Annotated in this window: 16 protein-coding genes; 2 read left to right on the forward strand and 14 right to left on the reverse strand. The window is 59.1% G+C overall.

Translation table 11 applies throughout. The features are described 5' to 3' along the window. Positions 1-19: 19 nt before the first annotated feature. The 12 genes from B0D71_RS05445 to B0D71_RS05500 form a co-directional block, all read right to left on the reverse strand. A complete protein-coding gene (locus B0D71_RS05445) occupies positions 20-1,144 on the reverse strand; it encodes an acyl-CoA dehydrogenase family protein (RefSeq protein WP_103393829.1) in 1,125 nt (374 codons plus the stop codon). Between the two features lie 42 nt (positions 1,145-1,186). Beyond that, positions 1,187-1,987, reverse strand: coding sequence for a crotonase/enoyl-CoA hydratase family protein (locus B0D71_RS05450; protein WP_103393830.1), 801 nt, complete (start codon positions 1,985-1,987; stop codon positions 1,187-1,189). Beyond that, positions 1,984-3,057: an acyl-CoA dehydrogenase family protein gene (locus tag B0D71_RS05455; RefSeq protein ID WP_103393831.1), complete on the reverse strand. Its 1,074-nt coding sequence runs from the start codon at positions 3,055-3,057 to the stop codon at positions 1,984-1,986. The genes B0D71_RS05450 and B0D71_RS05455 overlap by 4 nt, the downstream gene beginning before the upstream one ends. Further along, positions 3,057-4,205, reverse strand: a complete 1,149-nt coding sequence (locus B0D71_RS05460; protein WP_103393832.1) for an acyl-CoA dehydrogenase family protein — start codon at positions 4,203-4,205, stop codon at positions 3,057-3,059. Before B0D71_RS05460 ends, B0D71_RS05455 begins: the two co-directional genes overlap by 1 nt. 113 nt (positions 4,206-4,318) lie before the next feature. Beyond that, positions 4,319-5,626: an amidohydrolase family protein gene (locus B0D71_RS05465; RefSeq protein ID WP_103393833.1), complete on the reverse strand. Its 1,308-nt coding sequence runs from the start codon at positions 5,624-5,626 to the stop codon at positions 4,319-4,321. A gap of 201 nt (positions 5,627-5,827) precedes the next feature. Further along, positions 5,828-7,105 (reverse strand): cytochrome P450, encoded by a 1,278-nt coding sequence (locus B0D71_RS05470; protein WP_103393834.1) that lies wholly within the window; start codon positions 7,103-7,105, stop codon positions 5,828-5,830. Between the two features lie 140 nt (positions 7,106-7,245). Further along, positions 7,246-7,749: a carboxymuconolactone decarboxylase family protein gene (locus B0D71_RS05475; RefSeq protein WP_205885966.1), complete on the reverse strand. Its 504-nt coding sequence runs from the start codon at positions 7,747-7,749 to the stop codon at positions 7,246-7,248. A gap of 1 nt (position 7,750) precedes the next feature. Continuing rightward, on the reverse strand, positions 7,751-8,938 hold the full coding sequence (locus tag B0D71_RS05480; RefSeq protein WP_103393835.1) for a thiolase family protein: 1,188 nt from the start codon (positions 8,936-8,938) through the stop codon (positions 7,751-7,753). After that, complete coding sequence (locus B0D71_RS05485) at positions 8,935-9,837, reverse strand: 3-hydroxyacyl-CoA dehydrogenase (RefSeq protein WP_103393836.1); 903 nt, start codon at positions 9,835-9,837, stop codon at positions 8,935-8,937. The genes B0D71_RS05480 and B0D71_RS05485 overlap by 4 nt, the downstream gene beginning before the upstream one ends. Before the next feature lie 13 nt (positions 9,838-9,850). Then, on the reverse strand, positions 9,851-10,702 hold the full coding sequence (locus B0D71_RS05490; protein ID WP_103393837.1) for a fumarylacetoacetate hydrolase family protein: 852 nt from the start codon (positions 10,700-10,702) through the stop codon (positions 9,851-9,853). Further along, positions 10,702-11,766: an amidohydrolase family protein gene (locus B0D71_RS05495; protein ID WP_095967308.1), complete on the reverse strand. Its 1,065-nt coding sequence runs from the start codon at positions 11,764-11,766 to the stop codon at positions 10,702-10,704. Before B0D71_RS05495 ends, B0D71_RS05490 begins: the two co-directional genes overlap by 1 nt. A 350-nt stretch (positions 11,767-12,116) precedes the next feature. Beyond that, positions 12,117-12,848 (reverse strand): TetR/AcrR family transcriptional regulator, encoded by a 732-nt coding sequence (locus tag B0D71_RS05500; protein WP_103393838.1) that lies wholly within the window; start codon positions 12,846-12,848, stop codon positions 12,117-12,119. A 183-nt stretch (positions 12,849-13,031) separates the two neighbouring features. Here B0D71_RS05500 and B0D71_RS05505 point away from each other — a divergent pair, with 183 nt between their 5' ends. After that, on the forward strand, positions 13,032-14,663 hold the full coding sequence (locus B0D71_RS05505) for an ATP-dependent acyl-CoA ligase (protein WP_103393839.1): 1,632 nt from the start codon (positions 13,032-13,034) through the stop codon (positions 14,661-14,663). Between the two features lie 205 nt (positions 14,664-14,868). On the opposite strand, the gene B0D71_RS05510 is transcribed toward B0D71_RS05505, so the two are convergent. After that, a complete protein-coding gene (locus B0D71_RS05510) occupies positions 14,869-15,669 on the reverse strand; it encodes an SDR family NAD(P)-dependent oxidoreductase (protein ID WP_095967311.1) in 801 nt (266 codons plus the stop codon). 102 nt (positions 15,670-15,771) lie between these two features. Between B0D71_RS05510 and B0D71_RS05515 the strand changes: the two genes are divergently transcribed. Next, on the forward strand, positions 15,772-16,512 hold the full coding sequence (locus B0D71_RS05515; RefSeq protein ID WP_103393840.1) for a DUF2889 domain-containing protein: 741 nt from the start codon (positions 15,772-15,774) through the stop codon (positions 16,510-16,512). Positions 16,513-16,596: 84 nt separating this feature from the next. Here B0D71_RS05515 and B0D71_RS05520 read toward each other — a convergent pair whose 3' ends face one another. After that, a complete protein-coding gene (locus B0D71_RS05520; RefSeq protein WP_103393841.1) occupies positions 16,597-17,172 on the reverse strand; it encodes an aromatic-ring-hydroxylating dioxygenase subunit beta in 576 nt (191 codons plus the stop codon). Positions 17,173-17,197: the final 25 nt, after the last annotated feature.

A 17,197-nucleotide genomic window follows, 5' to 3' on the forward strand; every position in this document is an offset into this window, starting at 1 on the left:
TGCCTCACACGTTGGTCATTCAAAGGGTACGGCCGATAATTTCTTTCATGATTTCCGAAGTGCCGCCATAAATACGGGCGACTCGGGCATCGACCCAGGCGCGGCTGATCTTGTATTCGCTCATGAAACCGTAGCCGCCATGCAATTGCAGGAACTCGTCGAGCAACTTGCCCTGCATTTCCGAACCCAGCAGCTTGGCCATCGCGGCGATTTCCGGGGTCAGCTCACCGCGCATCACCTTGGCCAGGCAATCGTCGACAAACACCCGCAACATGGTGGCCTGGGCCTTGGCTTCCGCCAGTTTGAAGCGGGTGTTCTGGAAGTCGAGCACCGGTTTGCCAAAGACTTTGCGCTCGCGGGTGTAGCCGATGGTTTCTTCCAGCAGCGTGTCGATCGATTGAGCGGCGCGAATCGCGATGATCAAGCGTTCCCAGGCCAGTTGATGGGTCAGGTATTTGAACCCCATGCCCTCCTCGCCCAACCGATTGCCAACCGGCACCCGTACCTCATCAAAAAATAGTTCAGCGGTGTCCTGACCTTTCAGGCCGATTTTTTCCAGCAGGCGCCCCTTGGCGAAACCGGCACGAGACTCTTCGACGCAGATCAAGGTCAACTCTTTGGCCGCCGGGTCGATCTTGGTCGCAGTGACCACCAGACCGGCATTGCCGCCGTTGGTGATAAAGGTCTTCTGGCCGTTGACGATGTAATCATCGCCGTCGCGCCGCGCCGACGTACGCATGGCCCGCAGATCACTACCGATGCCCGGTTCGCTCATGGCAATCACGCCGATCAACTCACCACTGACCATGCGCGGCAACCATTGCTGCTTCTGCTCTTCGCTGCCATAGGCAACGATGTAAGGTGTGACGATTTCCGAGTGGGTGGTGAACCCCACTGCGGTGGCATTGGCGCGAGCCAACTCTTCGATCATAACGGCCGAATGGCCGAAGTCGCCGCCCGGTCCGCCGTATTCTTCCGGCACGGTCGAGCACAACAAGCCATTCTCACCGGCCTTGAGCCAGACCTCCTTGGGTACGATGCCGCTTTTTTCCCACTCATGCAGGTAGGGCACGATTTCGCGGTCGACGAAACGGCGGGCCTGATCACGGAACATGTTGTGGTCTTCTCGAAATACGCCGCGCATCTTGCTTACTCCAGATCGATTCTTGTTGTTGGCAATGGGAAATCAGCGGTCCTGGTAGATGGGATCGCGCTTGTCGACAAATGCAGCCACTGCCTCTTGATGGTCTTCGGTGTGATGGGCCAGTGCCTGGTACGCAGCAGACAACTCCAGCAATGAGTCCAGACGCATGTGCTGCCCCTCACGCAACAAACGCTTGGTCAGGCGTAAAGCGTGTCCCGGATTGCTGGCAATTCTGCGCGCCAGCGCTTGCGCCTCCGACTGCAGCGTTTCGTGGGTGCACACCTGCTCCACCAGGCCCCACTCCAGCGCTTTGGCCGCATCGATTGCATCACCGGTAAACGCCATCAGGCTGGCCTTCGGGATGCCGATGATGCGTGGCAACAACCAGGCGCCGCCGTCACCCGGAACGATGCCCAGGCGGACAAAACTTTCTGCAAAAATCGCCTTGGGCGCCGCCAGACGGATGTCGCACATGCACGCCAGATCCAGACCGGCGCCAATCGCCGGCCCGTTTACCGCGGCAATCACCGGAATATCCAACTCATAAATCGCCAGCGGAATTCGCTGGATGCCATCTCGATAGGTATTGCGCAGTTCATAAGGCGAGCCGGCAAAGATACCGCCGCGCTCATGCATATCCTTGACGTTGCCACCGGCACAGAACGCACTGCCATTGCCGGTCAGCACCATGACCCGCACCGAACGGTCGCGACGCAGTTCAGCGCAGAGGTCGACAAATTCCTGGATCTGCTCGGGCGTGGTCAGGGCATTGCGCGTGTCCGGGTGGTTCATGCGCACCGTGACGATGCCGCCCTCGCGCTCAATCTGAAGAAACGGGCTCATGCCGAATTACTCGCAAAAGTGGTTAAAGGTTGCTGGCCATGATGGGTCAGCAACGGCCAGTATTGCTCGCTGCCACCCTGACAGATCATCGTGCCCAGGCGTTGGCTCCACAGGCTGGCCGAGCCGAACTCGCTGCGCCAGGCCCACAACCGGCGGGTGAGCAAATGCAGTGGGTATTCCTCGGTAAAACCGATGGCGCCATGCACCGAATGGGCAATGCCGGCGCCCGCGCTGGCGGCTTCCGCAGTGCTGATTTTTGCTGCGGCAATGGTCATTGCTGCCAGGCCGTCACGGGACTCCGCAAAGGCTGCTTCAGCAGCAATACCGGCGGCGGCAGCCTGCTCGGCAAAGACCGCCAGTTGCTGCTGAATGGCCTGGAACGAGCCGATCGCTTTACCGAACTGCTTGCGCTCACCGGCATAGTTGGCCGTCATGTCCAATAGCGCATGCAATGCCCCGGCGGACTGCGCCGCGCGCAGCATCGCGCCGCCCAGCTCCAGGACATTGGCGTCGAACCCGTTGGGCAACGGCGCTTGCGCCAATACCTGGGCGCTGGTGAAACCCAGGTCATCACGCGGTTCGCCAGCCACATTGAGACTCAACGTCAGTTCACTGGCCGTGCTGCGCGCCAGCAATACAACACTTGGGACACCGGTAGCCGAACGGGCGATGGCGACCAATGCGTCGACATTGCGCCCCCAAGGCACCGCGTACGCCGAGCCGTACACACGCTCACCATCGAGCAGCAGATCGGCACGGGCCGCCACGCTCAATGCACCTTCCCGCCCCTCCAGCCCTGCCTTGCTCAACAACCAGTTGGCCAACAGCGCTTCGCCCACGGGCGCCGGCACTGAATAACGTCCGGCAGCACGGACCAGGACATACATGTCGGCCCAGCTAGCCTCGGCGCCTCCAAGTGCCTCGGATACACCGGCCAGGGTAAAGCCCGATTCATCCAGCGCAGCCCATAAATCGGCCGGCCATTCACCGCCCTCACAGCCCATCACATAAGCCGGTGTCGCCAGATCGGCGAACAGACGTTCAATCGTCGTTTCAAATATCTCGCGCATTATCGCAACCCCATACCGCGGGCAATGATGCCGCGCAGAATTTCGCGGGTGCCCCCGCGCAGTGAGAATGAGGGCGCCATTTGCGTCAGGTAGGCCAGCACGCGAGCATGCTCGCTGCCTCCGTCCTGGCGTGGCTCGGTCTCCAGCAGCAGTTGGGCAACTTCGGGAATCTCTTGCTCAAAGGCATTGCCCAGATCCTTGACGCAGGAAGCCGCCCAGGCCGGATGTTCACCCGCCGCCAATTGCGCCGTGACGGACAACGACATATTGCGCAGCGTCAGCAACTTGGCCGAAAGGCGTCCGATTTCCCGCGCCTGCAACGCATCGGGAGATTTGCCCACCGCGTCAATCAGGGTCTTGAGCAACGCCATGCAACTGAGGAACCGCTCAGGCCCGCTGCGCTCGAACGCCAGTTCGGCGGTGACCTGATCCCAGCCTTTGCCTTCGGTACCGACCAAGGCGTCGGCGGGTAACCGCACATTGTCGAAAAAAACTTCGTTGAAGTGCTCGCCACCGGCCAGGTCGCGGATGGGACGGATGGTGATGCCGGGCAAGCTGAGGTCGACAATGAACTGCGACATCCCATCATGCCGGGCTGCCGGTTTTTCACCGGTGCGCACCAGGGCAATCATGTAGTTCGAATGGTGTGCGTTAGTAGTCCAGACTTTCTGGCCATTGAGCAGCCAGCTGTCACCCTCACGCACGGCATTACTTTTGATCGAGGCCAGGTCCGAGCCGGAGTTGGGCTCGCTCATGCCGATGCAGAAATAACTTTCACCGCGGCAAATAGCTGGCAGGTAATGCTGCTTTTGCGCTTCGGTCCCGAAGCGATTGATCAGCGGCCCGCTTTGGCGGTCAGCGATCCAGTGGGCCGATACCGGTGCGTCGGCAGCCAGCAATTCTTCAATAATCACATAGCGCGCAAAGGGGCCCGCCTCCGACCCGCCGTAGGCTTTGGGCAATGCCATGCCAACCCAACCCTGGGCACCGAGTTTCCTGCTGAATTCGGCGTCGAACCCCATCCAGGACTGTGCGCTCAAGCTGGGCGGGTAATCGGCCAGATTAGCCTGGATAAACTCACGCACTTGTGCGCGAAGCGCTTGTGCCTCGGCAGGGATATTGCTGTAGGTAAATTGACTGATGGCCATATGCGCTCTCTAACGCTGAACACAGGCGCAATCGCTTCGAATGAAGCGACCACAGAACGGCAACCGCCCCCCGCAGTCGCCGTTGGCCGACGACTGCAGAGAACAGCGGCAACTTACAACGCGGTTTGCGCGTCGGCCTGGGCGAACATCGCGTTGATGTCGCCGGAGGTAACCGGTTTGTTGTCGTGACGACCATGGTCGGCGCCGCCCAGGCCCAGGGCCGGTTCGATGCTGACGTGTGTCGCCTGAGCGCGCAGGGCGCCGACGGTGCAATTTTCCCGACCGTGGATGGAGAACGGATCAAAGGAAAACTCGCGCATCGCGTTCAAGTGCGTGACCTTGTCGATCATCTCTTTGGGCAAGTGCTTCAACCCTTCCCACGCTGTTTCCGGCGAGTTCGGCCAGGTGCAGTCGGAGTGTGGGTAATCGCTTTCCCAGGTCACCATCTCGGCGTTCAGGTAGTCGAGGTTCTTCAGCCCGAAATTGTCTTCGATGAAGCAGGTGATGAAGTGCTTGTTGAAGATGTCGCTGGGCATCTTCCCGCCGAAGTTGGAGTTGGTCCACGCGTTGTGGTGACGGTGGGTGAAGTCAGCGCGCTCCAGCAGATAAGGAATCCAGCCGATGCCGCCCTCGGAAAGCGCCATGCGCAGGTCCGGGAATTTCTTCCACATCGGCGCCCAGATCCAGTCGGCCGCAGAGTTGGCGATGGAAATCGGCATGGAAGTAATCCAGGCGTCGATAGGCGACATATCGGAGGCGTGGTTGGCTTTTACACCGGTACCGATATGGCAGCAGATCACGACCTTGTTATCGCTGCAGGCTTTCCACAACGGGTCCCAGTAATCGCTGTGGATCGACGGGTAACCGTGAATGGCCGGGTTATCCGACAGCGACAACGCGTGCACGCCCTGTTTGGCTAGACGCTCGACTTCGGCCGCCGCGGCTTTCATGTCCCACCACGGCACGATCATCAGCGGAATGAAGCGACCTGGCGCCGCATTGCACCAATCGTGCAAATGCCAGTCGTTGTAGGCCTGGATCGCGGCCATCGATACCTCGCGATCGGCATGCACCTGGAAACGTTGCCCGGCAAAGCCAGGAAAGGTCGGAAAGCACAATGAACCGAGCACGCCGTTGGCGTTCATGTCGTCGACGCGGTCCTTGATGTTCCAGGTGCCACGACGCATCTGGTCGTAGCCCAACGGCTCCATGCCGTATTCCTCTTTCGGACGACCCACCACGGAGTTGAGGCCCATGTAGCCAGTGGCTTGCTCTTCGAACACCCAGACATCGCGGTCACCTTTCTTGACCACGTGCGGCTCACGCCCCTTGAAGCGTGCAGGCATGTGACGAGCAAAGGCATTTGGCGGCTCGATCGCGTGGTCATCGACACTGACGAGAATCAGATCTTCAACTTTCATTGTTTTCCCCTTCGCATTCGGGCTTGTTGTTGTGCCTGAATCATAGAGCACATCTTTATTTTATTAAACACATTTTTTGTTTGTGTTCATATTAATTCAGGCGCGAGGAACAAAAGCAGGACGATAACGTGCTAGCCCGCGACAGGTACCAGACCTGTCGCGGGCTAATAAGAGGCTTTCAGAGGGGAATTACGACGCTGTTCAGTCCCACAGCACATGCAGGTAGTGCGGGCCACGCAGCTGAGCGCCGACGATCTGGGGCCCCGGTTTGCTCGGATCGAGTCGAATATTGGGCATCAAGTCGAGGATCGCATTCAGCGCGCAGTTGATCTCGGTTTTGGCGACGAACTGACCGATACACATGTGAGGGCCAAAGCCGAAGCCAAACGACGGCTTAGGCTTGCGGTCGATGTCGAATTTGTCGGCGTTTTCGAACGCATCTTCATCGCGGTTGGCGGACGTCACGATGCATTGCACCATCGCCCCTTTTGGGATCGGCACCCCGCGAATCTCCAGATCCTTGGCCGCCTGGCGCACCTTGAATGTCGCCACGGGCTCAAAGCGCACCGCCTCATCAATCGCCTTGTTCACCAGGCTGCGATCGTTGCGCACCCGCTCCAGCACATCGGGATTCTGCAGCAGCAACGACATCAAGGTGCCAAAGGTGCGAGTGGTGGTTTCACTGGCCGCCGGCAACAGCGAACGCACAAAGGTGGCGATTTCATGATCGTCCAGGGAACGCCCCTGGTACTCGACGCGAATCAACCGGCTGATCAAGTCATCCCCTGAGGCGTCTGTGGCCCGGCGGTCGGTCACCACGTCCTTGACCACATCGTACAAGGCCTGCGCGGCCTGCATGGCAGCGCCACGGGCAGCGGCGGCCTTTTCCGGATCGACCTGCGGCCCCGCCAGGATCGCCAGTGCCCACGCCGCGTATTGCTCGATCTGTTCGGGACGGTCTTCAGGGAAACCGATCAGCGAATAGATCACCCGGATAGGGAAATACAGGGCAAAGTCCATCAGGTCGGCGCCCTTGGCCGGCACCATCGGCTGGATGTATTCCTCGCGAATCACCCGGTCGATCCGGGTTTCTTTCCAGCGATTGACTGTCTCCGGCATAAACACCGGTTGCAACAGGCTGCGGATGTTCTTGTGGGCGTCACCGTCCATGGCAGTAAGGATCAAGCCATCGAAAAACGCCCCCAACCCCTCGGCGATAAAACCGCTGGTGAAGGTGCTGGCATCACGCATCACAGCCATGACATCGTCGTACTTGAACAGCGTGAACGTCGGTCGATTGGCATCCAGCCCGGCAATCGAAGGCACGCCCAGGCGAGCCATGAAATTGTCCTGAAGAACGGGGGAATTGGCGCGCATTTCGCGGTAGGTCGCGTGCAGGTCGATGTCACTGGTGCCGCGATAATTACTGGCTACGTCGGTAAAGACCTTGGCCAGGTCGCTCTGTTCCGCTGTGGACATGATCGTCTCCGCCTTTATTGTCATTATTTTTGGTGTGAGCCTGACGAAAGGCCCGAATGATTGCCTGATGATAGGCATGATCTGCACAATACTTGACACTTATTTGAAGTTAGATCAACTTCTCCGACAACAGGCCAGGTTCAATAGGCTTGCTGCACCAGCGTCATGCGACCACCCGCCAGCATCAGCGCGCAGTACAGTCCCAGCTCCACCACTTGTTCAGTGGAGAAAAACGCCGCGAGGCGGGAGAAATACTCGTCGTCGATGGCCAGGTAATCGCTCGCAAATGCTTCGGCATAGTGCAGCGCCGCCCGTTCGGCCGGCGTGAAATGCTCACTGTCGGTCGCCATGCAGGCGATGTCCTGCTCGGTCACGGTGTCGGATTTTCGCGCCAGTTGGCAGGCCTGGCAGGTGGTGATGCTGGCGATCTTCAGCCGCACCAATTCGCGCAAACGCTCATCGAGCAAACTGTCGGTGTGCAGGCTTTCCATCAAGCCGAGCCAGGCCAGCGCCACTGGCGGACGGTGTGCCCAGACCTGCACCGGCGTAGTGGAACTGAGCATGCGGTTGCGCTGGCCACGCTCGACCGCGTCTTGCAACGCAGCCGGCATGGCTTCAAGAGGTATCAGCGGTAAGCGCGCCATCTCAATCGAGCCGCTCAATGATCGTGGCCGTGCCCATCCCGCCGGCGCAGCAAATGGCTTGCAAGCCATAACGCCCGCCGCGGCGCTCGAGCTCATTAAGCAAGGTCGTCATCAGCCGTGCCCCGCTCGCCCCCAATGGATGACCAAGCGCGATGGCGCCACCATTGACGTTCAACTTGCTGTGCGGCACGCCGGTCTCCGCCATCCAGGCCAGCGGCACCGACGCAAAGGCTTCATTGACTTCGAACAGGTCGATGTCATCGATACTCAGCCCGGCCTTGGCCAAGACCTTGCGGGTCGCCTCAATGGGCCCGGTCAGCATCAATGTCGGATCGGAGCCCACGGTGGTGAAGGCAACGACGCGCGCCCTCGCCCGCAGCCCCAGGTTTTCCGCGGTTTCGCCACTCATCAATAGCAATGCCGCTGCCCCGTCGGAGATCTGCGACGAGTTGCCAGCTGTGATGCGCCCGGTATCCGGGCGAAAGCTGGTTTTCAGTGTCGAGAGTTTTTCCCGCGAGGTATCACGGCGAATGGTTTCGTCGCGAAGCAGCGTGTTGGCAGGCTCCGTCAACTCCAGTTCACGCAGCCGCTCGACCGCCACTGGAACGATTTCATTCTCAAAATAACCTGCATCGCAAGCCGCCGCTGCGCGCTGGTGACTGGCAAACGCGAAGTCATCCAGAGCCTCGCGACTGAGCCCCCATTTGTCGGCGATTCGCTCGGCCGCCTCACCTTGACTGGTCAATTCATAGCGTTGCGCGGCCATCCAGCCGAATGCTTGCCCATGGATTTCACGGTTGCTGCCCATGGGCACACGGCTCATGTTTTCCGCGCCGCCCGCCACCACGATGTCGGCGGCGCCAGCGGCGATTGCTCCGGCGGCCATGTGTACAGCCACTTCACCCGAGCCGCATTTACGGTCGATTGTCAGCCCCGCAACGGTGACCGGCCAACCGGCCCCCAACAACGCCGTCCGGGCAATGTTGGCAGACTGCTCGCCAATTTGCGTTACGCAGCCAAAGATCACGTCGTCCACAGAGGCCGGCGATACGTCGACGCGCTCCAGCAGACGACTGATCACCAGTGACCCGAGGTGGTCCGCACGCACGCCGGCAAGGCTGCCGCGAAACTTGCCCACCGGCGTGCGCACCGCATCAACAATGACGATGTCTTTCTTATCGTTTTTCATAGCGCACTGGCCTTGAGCCCCGAGCCCGGCACTTGCTTGCCTTCTTCATAGCGGTAAACGCCATGCCCGGATTTGCGCCCCAACCGGCCGGCCGCAACCATCTTGATAATCAGCGGGCAAGGTCGAAACTTTTCACCAAGGGTCTGGTGCAGGTAGCGCAGCACCGACAACCGAGTATCCCAACCGGTCAGGTCACCCAGTTCCAGCGGTCCCATCGGGTGGTTGAAGCCAAGGCGCAGTGCGGTGTCGATGTCTTCAGCGGTCGCGGTGCCTTCCTGCAGCATCCACATCGCCTCGTTACCCAACAACGCCGACATACGGCTGGTGGTCAGTCCCGGCGATTCATTGACGACGATCGAGGTCTTGCCGATTTGCTCGCAGAGAGTGCGGGTACGCGCGACCACTTCATCACTGGTCGCGAGGCCGCGCACCAGCTCCACCAGCTTCATCTTGTGCACCGGATTGAAGAAGTGCATGCCGACTACGCGATCGGCACAGTCCACCGACGCCGCAATCTCGGTGACACTGAGGGCCGAAGTGTTGGTGGCGATGATGGCGTCATCCGCCAGTAACGGTGCCGCTAGGCCAATGACCGCCTTCTTGATTGCCAACTGCTCCGAAACCGTCTCGATCAGCACGTTGGCGCCGATGGCGGCTTCACTCAAGTCGCCACAGGTGAGCAGATTCGCCAGCGATTGCTGTGCTTGCTGCTCGCTGACCTTGCCCAGGCGCACGCCATCGGCAAGGATCTTCTCGATACTCGCCCTGGCCTGCGCCAGTGCCGCAGTGTTGGTGTCCACCAGCAACGTACTAAACCCGGAGCTGGCGAACGCATGTGCAATGCCGGTACCCATCAGGCCGGCACCGACGACGACTACTTTTTCTTGATTAGCGCTCATGTTCGGCTCTCTTTTAGGCTCGGTTCTTTTTGCTGACCACATTGCGCAACGTGCCAATACCCTCAACGCTGGCTTCGACGACATCGCCCTCCTTGAGGAACAGACCGGTACCCATTCCCACCCCCGCTGGAGACCCCGTAAACAACACATCGCCGGCGGCAAAACTCGAACGCTGTTGCACGAAGCGGATCAGTTGCCCGACATCCCAGGTCATTTCACCGGTGGAGCCGTCCTGGCGCACTTCGCCATTCACTTTCAAGGTCAGGCGCAGCCGTGGTGAACCTGCCGGGAACTCGTCCTTGGTGACGATCCAGGGTCCAAGGCCCGTGGTCTGGTCCTGGCTTTTGGCCGCGAACAAGTCCATGCCGATACCCGCAGGCCCACTGCGTTGCAGATCGCGCGCACTGACGTCGTTGCCGACGGTGTAGCCGAGTACGCAAGCCAACGGGTTTTCCAGATCGATCTCGGGCGTGCCGATGACGACGACCAGTTCCACTTCGTGATCCAGCTCCTCCGTCAACGGCGGAAAGCGAATCGGGTCATTCGCACCAATCAATGCCCCATAGGCCTTGAGAAAGGCGACGGGCTGCGCCGGCGCACTCAAGCCGAATTCCACCAGGTGCTTGGCGTAGTTGGCACCCGCCACGACCACTCGATTGACGGGTTCAATCGGTGGCAGCAGGCGTACTTTTGATAACGGCAGGGAAGAACCCGAGAGACGCACCGAGCTGATTCCGCGACCGGCCGCCACGGCTGGCGCCCAGTCGTTGAACTCACCGGAAATTGGCGTTACCTGGTCTTGGGCGACATCGACAACAGCCCAAAAAATGCCCGTGCCCAAGTATTCACATCGCGCCAGTTTCATCAGGCACCTACCTTGCCCAACTTGGTCGGGTCCAGGTGCAGCAAACGGCAGGCGTTTTCATAGCGGATCTTGCGCATATCGGCATCGGACAACTGCAGGCCATGGGTCAGGTCGTGGCGTACCGCATCGCTGCCACCAAAGTTGCTGCCGTACAGCACATGGTCAGCACCGATGATGTCGATCAACGCCTGGCGCATCGGCACTTCATGCAGCTCCACGTCGAAGTAGAAGTTCTTCATGTATTCGAGCAGGGGTTTCTTGTTGTATTTGACGTCGAGGTTTTCGTTGGTCTTGGCCAGGCGACCGAGCTGGTACGGCACATACCCACCACCATGAGTGATGTACACCTTCAGATCCGGGAAGCGATCCAGCACACCGCCGCAGATCAGATTCCAGAAGCAGCGCGTCTCGTCGTACTGCATGCCGACGATCGCGGTGGTTTCGTAACGGTCGTCGTTAGCGTTCTTGCCCCAGGTGACGGACTGGTTGTAGCCGTGCACGAAAATCGGCAAATCCAGGTCGCAAAGGGTGCGCCATACCACGTCGAGTTCCGGCGAATCGAATTCCAGGCCACCGAAGTTGGCGCCCCCCGCCACCAGGCCTTTGGCACCCAGCTCTGTGCAGGCATAGCGAATTTCAGCAGCAGCCGCTTCCGGGACATTGAGTGGCGCATGGGCCCAGAACATCAGGCGGTCTGGCGCTGCGGAGCAGTATTCAGCCAGGGTCCTGTTGACCGTACGGGCGAACGGCACGGCGAATTCTGCTTCAGTCCAGTACATGTAGCAGTGCGAAGGAACAGACACCACCTGCAGGTTTTGACCGGCGGCATTCATGCCGGCCAGGCGCACTTTCGGATCAGCCCAGCGAGCAAAATATTCTTCCAGCTTGGGGCCGTTGCCGGAGCGGACGGCGGCCTTACGTTCTGGCGATCCCAGACCCAGAATCCAATCACCTACACGCAGCTTGATGTCACCGTCAGCGTGTTGCTCGAAAAACGGCCCCCAATGAGGGTGTTGGTTGTAGTAGCCCGGATGGGGAGCGTGAGCATGGAGATCGATAAGCATGTCTAGGTACCTCGAAGTTGGCACTTTTTGTTGGTTTGTTAGCGCGGTTCCTTCCCGCGAACAGACACAAGCTGTCGCGCAAAGGGTAAGCCGAAAGGCTCGCTGCTAAGACCAGAGATTAAATTCAAATTGAGCAGAAATCAAAATTCTGTTCAATTTATTTTCAATCGTCGCGCAAAAGCCTGCGCCAGAGCCTTCGAGCGAAGTCGAAAACACCCTGTACGGTGGAAAAAACAGGCTGCTGCGGGGGATGGGATGCACAACGAGGGGAAAAACATAGACGCCGCCAGAAACGAAAAAGCCCCCGAAAATCGGGGGCCTTCTTGCAGCGAGAGGGGGATTCTTGAAGGTCAGCGTCGAGTGCGTGACGTAGAACCCATGATCAGCGCACCGAGGAGCTTTTTCACCCGCACAGGGAACAGGCGACGACCTGCCGCCTCCGGCACCAGGATTTCGCTCAACACATAACGAATGATCATTTCGCAGATCAGCTCACGATCAAGGCGTACGCCGAGGCGATCGTCCCAATCGTCGAAAACGATCCCCAGGCCGTCCTGAAAACGCACGATCGAATCGTGGAAGATCCGCCGAAAAAACCCCAGCGCGTAGTCAGGGGCGACCACCAGCAGGCGCCGCGCACGACTTTGTTCGAGATAGTTGTCGAGATAGGCAAACAGCGCATTGAGGCGCGCTTCCGGGTCGCTGATGTGGCCAAGTTCCTGGGACAGGGAGCTGTGGAAACTTTCGCGTTTATGCCGCGAAAAGGTGTCCAGAAGGTCTTCTTGCGAAGCGAAGTAGCGGTAAAAGGTGCCGCGCGAAACGCCGGCGACCTGGCACACGTCCAGGATCGAAATGCGGTCTGCACCCGACATCAATACCACCTCTTCGGTGGCCTTCAGGATATTGGCGATGGTTTCTTCGGAACGCCGGTTGGGTTTGACCTTGGCGCCTGCGACTGCTTTGGGGCCGGTGCGTCGTTCCAGCGACTTACCCGCTTCTGCACCTGCGTCCGGCACCACGTTTTTTTTCGTTTTAGGGGCTGGTATTGGCGCTTCTGCTTTCTGGGATGCGGCTTTTGGCATGGGTTGATGGGCTCATTGAGAGTAAAGATAAGCAACACTAGCACAGGATCTGTGCATAAATAACGTTATATGTTCAACTTATCCCTAAAGACATTTGCAAAATTTCTATTTAGAATCCAATTCTCTCTTCAAAATAAAATCAGGCGCACCAACAGCTGTTGGTCCCTAAAACGGAGAATATTCATGGGCAGCAGCGGCAATCCAGAGACCTGGGCAGTGGGAGAACGAGACACTGTCATCGAAGCGCTAGATCGTGCGGTAGCAAGGCATCCAGACAAAATATTGCTGGATTTCAGTGGCGAGTTATACACATATGCTCAGGTTGACTCACTCTCAACCAAAATGGCCAACGCCCTTGCCACCCTCGGCGTCAAGGCCGGTGAAACCGTGCTGACCATGCTCGATAACAATATCGATGCCGTCACTACCTGGCTGGCGATCAACAAGCTCTGCGCCGTGAGTGTGCCGATCAATACCGCCCTTAAAGGTGAGTTCCTGCGTCACCAGATCGCCGACACCGGCACTTCGGTGGTGATCTGCGAGTCGGCTTACCTGCCACGCGTGACCTCACTGGCAGAACAACTGCAGGATGTGCACCATATTCTTTATCGGGGCACGCCCGAAGCCTTGGCCGATTGCCGGATTCGCGTGGCGCCACTGGATGAATTCCGAGGTCATGACGCCACCCCCCTGCCCAATAAACCGCAGCCGTCGGATCTCGCCTGCCTGATCTACACCTCAGGCACCACCGGCCCATCCAAGGGCTGCATGATCAGCTACAACTTCATGTGCAATCTCGCGCGTCTGCAACTGCGTGCCGGCCCGGCCAGCGCCGATGACGTCACCATCACGCCATTGCCGTTATTCCACATGAACGCGCTTTGTGTATCCATCATAGCCAGCATTCTGGTGGGCGCCCGGGCCGCTATTCTTCCGCGTTTCTCGGTGTCCAACTTCTGGCAGGAAGTTGAGCGTTCGGGCGCGACCATCGCTTCGATTCTGGGCGGCATGGGCGGCTTGCTTGCCCAGGCACCGGATAACGAAGCCATGCTGCGTTGTGTCGGGCAGATCCATACTGCGCGCGGTAACCCCTACACTGAAGAAACCAAAAAAATCTGGCGTGAGCGTTTCGGCACCAAGCTGGTGGGCGGCAACGGCTATGGCCTGACCGAAGCCTGCGTGATCACCTCGCTGGCCGCCGGTGAATACGCGGCACCGGGCTCATCGGGCAAACGCATCGCGGACTTTGACGTACGCATTGTCGACGACCTCGATCAAGAAGTGGCGCCCAACAGCGCCGGCGAAATCGTGGTACGCCCGCTGCGCCCGGACATCATGTTCCAGGGCTATTGGCGCCGGCCGGAAGACACCCAGAAATTGATGCGCAACATGTGGTTCCACACCGGCGACATCGGCAAGTTCGATGACGACGGGTTCTTCTATTTCGTGGATCGCAAGAAGGACTACCTGCGCCGCCGTGGTGAAAACATCTCCAGCTTTGAAATGGAAGCTGCGTTCGCTGTTCACCCGGCACTGGCCGAAGTGGCGGTGCATGCCGTGCCGTCGGACAAAGGCGAGGACGACGTGAAAGTCACGGCGGTGCTGCATGAGGGCGCGAGCCTTGCGCCAGAGGAATTGTTCCACTGGGCCACCGACTCGGTCCCCTACTATGCCCTGCCCCGCTACATCGAGTTTCGCAGCAGCTTGCCGAAAAACCCGCAGGGTCGGGTGTTGAAATACCTGCTGCGCGACGAAGGTAAAACCCAAACCACGTGGGATCTGGAAACCACCTCAATCGTGGTCTCCAAAAAGTAATCGGCCCGCCAACGAAACAAGCCCGCTACAAGCGGGCTTTCTTGTTTCCACACTATGACCCTGACTGGGCACTGCGCTTGTGTTCGCCTCAGAACTCTGTGGGAGCGGGCTTGCTCGCTCCCACACTTTGATCCTGGCTGGACACTACGCTTGTGTTTGCCTCAGCCCCGTGTGGGAGCCAGTTCCTGCATTGAACGGGGGTGAATCAATACTCGCGTACGGGAACGCCTTTCGGACGGGAGTTGTAACCAGGCAGGTGCAGGCCTCCGTCAACGTGGATCGTCTCGCCCGTGATAAAACGCGACATCTCGGACGCCAGGAACACCACCACCGGCCCGATATCCGCTTCAGGTTCGCCGCAGCGACCCAACGGGCGCATCGAAGCGGACATTTCTGCGAAACCGGGGTTTTCTGCAGCAAGCTTGTGGAAGGTCGCCCCCATTGCGGTCGGCGCAATGGCATTGGTACGAATGTTGAACCGTCCCCACTCGGAGGCAGCGCTACGGGTCAGCCCGACAATCGCCGATTTCGCCGTGTTGTAGTCGCCATGCAACCAGGCGCCGATTTCGATATCGATGGAGTAGAAGTTGATGATCTTGCCGCCGCCACGCGCCTTCATATGCGGCAGTGCGGCTTTCATCGCCCACCAGGCCGCCCATACGGTGGAGCCTAGGGTTTGCTCCAGCATGGCATCGGTTTTTTCTTCCAAGAGTACATTGGGCGTCGGGGCGAAGGCGTTGTTGACCAGGATGTCCAGGCCACCAAATTGATCCACGGCCAACTGCACCGCCGCTTCGATGTCCGCCTTGTTGCACACGTCGGTCTTGATGAATACAGCCTTGCCACCCAGCGCTTTCAATTCAGCGACAACGGCTTCTCCGCTGACCACGTCCAGTTCGGCAACCACCACGGCTGCACCTTCTTTGGCAAAGTTCAGCGCAATGCCGCGCCCAATGCCGCCTCCGGCGCCAGTGATCAACGCAACCTGTTCGTTTAACAGTGCCATAGCCACCCCTTTTTCTTGTTTTTTAGTGAACAATATTGGATATAGTGTTCAAATATACCCGATTCTTTCCGCCTGAACAGCACTGAAACAAGGATATTGAGGATGAGTGTATTTCGCCGCCGCGTGGAGATTATGACCACCCGTGCCAGTGATGCAGGTGAAGTCCGCGCCGCCCTGGAAGACGACTTTCACCACTTCCGTGTATGGGTTCGCCATCGCGCAGGCGCAGTGAGTGCCATCGGCGGTGAAGCGCTGCGTCATCCCTACTCCCTGTGTCCGCAGGCTTGTGATCAATTACAGCAGTTGCTGGGCATGAAGCTGGACCGTGTTGCCCATTCAGTCACCCGGCAAACCGATGCCAGTCATCAATGCACGCACTTGCTCGACCTCGCAGGCCTCGCTATCGCCGCTGCCGCGCGAGACACCCGCCAGCGTCGCTACGACATTGAAGTGGCCCAGCGCATCGACGACCGCACACGTGCTGTCTTGCTCCGCGATCACGACGAACTACTCAGCTGGGCGGTCAACGGCACCCTGCTGGAAGGGCCATCGCCCTATACGGGCATCAACCTTCGCGAAGGCATGGCGCGCTGGGCCTTGAGTGCCCTGACTGAAGAAATGGCCGAAGCTGCACTGCTACTTCGCCGTTGCACGCTGATCTCGATGGGTCGCGCCTACAACCTCGACGAACAGGTTCACGCGATGAACACTGGCCTGTGCTACAGCCAACAATCGGAACGCGCCGAACAGGCACTGCGAATGAAGGGTTCGACCCTGGACTTCAGCGACAAACCGCTGCAACTGTGTGCCCAGGATCAAGCGTGGCTGAGACAGCGCGATTAGTCGCGCTGCTCCTGGTTCAAGAGCAGCGCGGCCAGTGCCCGCAATGCACGGCGCTCGGGGTTTAAACCCGAGCGCCGATGCACACTAGAGAAAGACGGCCAGATTGGGTGTGCCCAATACCGCCTGATCAAGGATGACCTCGCGTCGCGCCAGCTTGAACCCCGCATCACTGAGGCGCAGCACATCACGTCGCTCACCGCTGATGATATCGACATGGTGATCGTTGAAACGGCTGCGGGTCAGCAACAGATAACTGGTCACCACAAACTCATCGCGCTTGTCGGTTTCTTCGACAAACACGTTGGTCACCAGGCGTCGGGTACGCGAGGGAGGATCTTCCGCCCAGGCGCTTTTGCCGGACAGGCGCAAAATGCGCCCCATGATCGAACGGTAGTCATCGTGGTAGTGCTGGACACTACGCACAATGGTGGTCCTGAGCTCGGACGCCACGCGAGTCTGGCGTAGCGGTACGGTGTACACCAGGTCGGTGTCCAGGCGTTCGGCCCACTCTTGCAGGCGAATCTGGTCGAGCAGCGTGGCTTCCTCGTAGAGAAAGGTCACCACGTCGTTGTAGATCGGCGAACCCACCGGCACCCGTTTGGTGCCGACCGGGGAACCCGGCTGGATATCCTCCGCACCGCGTTGTTGAACCTGAGTCATGAGTCATTTCCTCACTTTTATTCTT

Origin of the sequence: Pseudomonas laurylsulfativorans (assembly GCF_002906155.1) — a bacterium.
In the GTDB taxonomy this organism is placed as follows: domain Bacteria; phylum Pseudomonadota; class Gammaproteobacteria; order Pseudomonadales; family Pseudomonadaceae; genus Aquipseudomonas; species Aquipseudomonas laurylsulfativorans.

Bases quoted from the DNA above. Each gene is read 5' to 3' on its own strand.
- B0D71_RS05495 (WP_095967308.1), bottom strand. From the start codon at position 11,766: ATGCTTATCGATCTCCATGCTCACGCTCCCCATCCGGGCTACTACAAC.
- B0D71_RS05450 (WP_103393830.1), bottom strand. From the start codon at position 1,987: ATGAGCCCGTTTCTTCAGATTGAGCGCGAGGGCGGCATCGTCACGGTG.
- B0D71_RS05475 (WP_205885966.1), bottom strand. From the start codon at position 7,749: ATGGCGCGCTTACCGCTGATACCTCTTGAAGCCATGCCGGCTGCGTTG.
- B0D71_RS05505 (WP_103393839.1), top strand. From the start codon at position 13,032: ATGGGCAGCAGCGGCAATCCAGAGACCTGGGCAGTGGGAGAACGAGAC.
- B0D71_RS05520 (WP_103393841.1), bottom strand. From the start codon at position 17,172: ATGACTCAGGTTCAACAACGCGGTGCGGAGGATATCCAGCCGGGTTCC.
- B0D71_RS05510 (WP_095967311.1), bottom strand. From the start codon at position 15,669: ATGGCACTGTTAAACGAACAGGTTGCGTTGATCACTGGCGCCGGAGGC.
- B0D71_RS05460 (WP_103393832.1), bottom strand. From the start codon at position 4,205: ATGGCCATCAGTCAATTTACCTACAGCAATATCCCTGCCGAGGCACAA.
- B0D71_RS05515 (WP_103393840.1), top strand. From the start codon at position 15,772: ATGAGTGTATTTCGCCGCCGCGTGGAGATTATGACCACCCGTGCCAGT.
- B0D71_RS05470 (WP_103393834.1), bottom strand. From the start codon at position 7,105: ATGTCCACAGCGGAACAGAGCGACCTGGCCAAGGTCTTTACCGACGTA.
- B0D71_RS05490 (WP_103393837.1), bottom strand. From the start codon at position 10,702: ATGAAACTGGCGCGATGTGAATACTTGGGCACGGGCATTTTTTGGGCT.
- B0D71_RS05500 (WP_103393838.1), bottom strand. From the start codon at position 12,848: ATGCCAAAAGCCGCATCCCAGAAAGCAGAAGCGCCAATACCAGCCCCT.
- B0D71_RS05480 (WP_103393835.1), bottom strand. From the start codon at position 8,938: ATGAAAAACGATAAGAAAGACATCGTCATTGTTGATGCGGTGCGCACG.
- B0D71_RS05465 (WP_103393833.1), bottom strand. From the start codon at position 5,626: ATGAAAGTTGAAGATCTGATTCTCGTCAGTGTCGATGACCACGCGATC.
- B0D71_RS05485 (WP_103393836.1), bottom strand. From the start codon at position 9,837: ATGAGCGCTAATCAAGAAAAAGTAGTCGTCGTCGGTGCCGGCCTGATG.
- B0D71_RS05455 (WP_103393831.1), bottom strand. From the start codon at position 3,057: ATGCGCGAGATATTTGAAACGACGATTGAACGTCTGTTCGCCGATCTG.
- B0D71_RS05445 (WP_103393829.1), bottom strand. From the start codon at position 1,144: ATGCGCGGCGTATTTCGAGAAGACCACAACATGTTCCGTGATCAGGCC.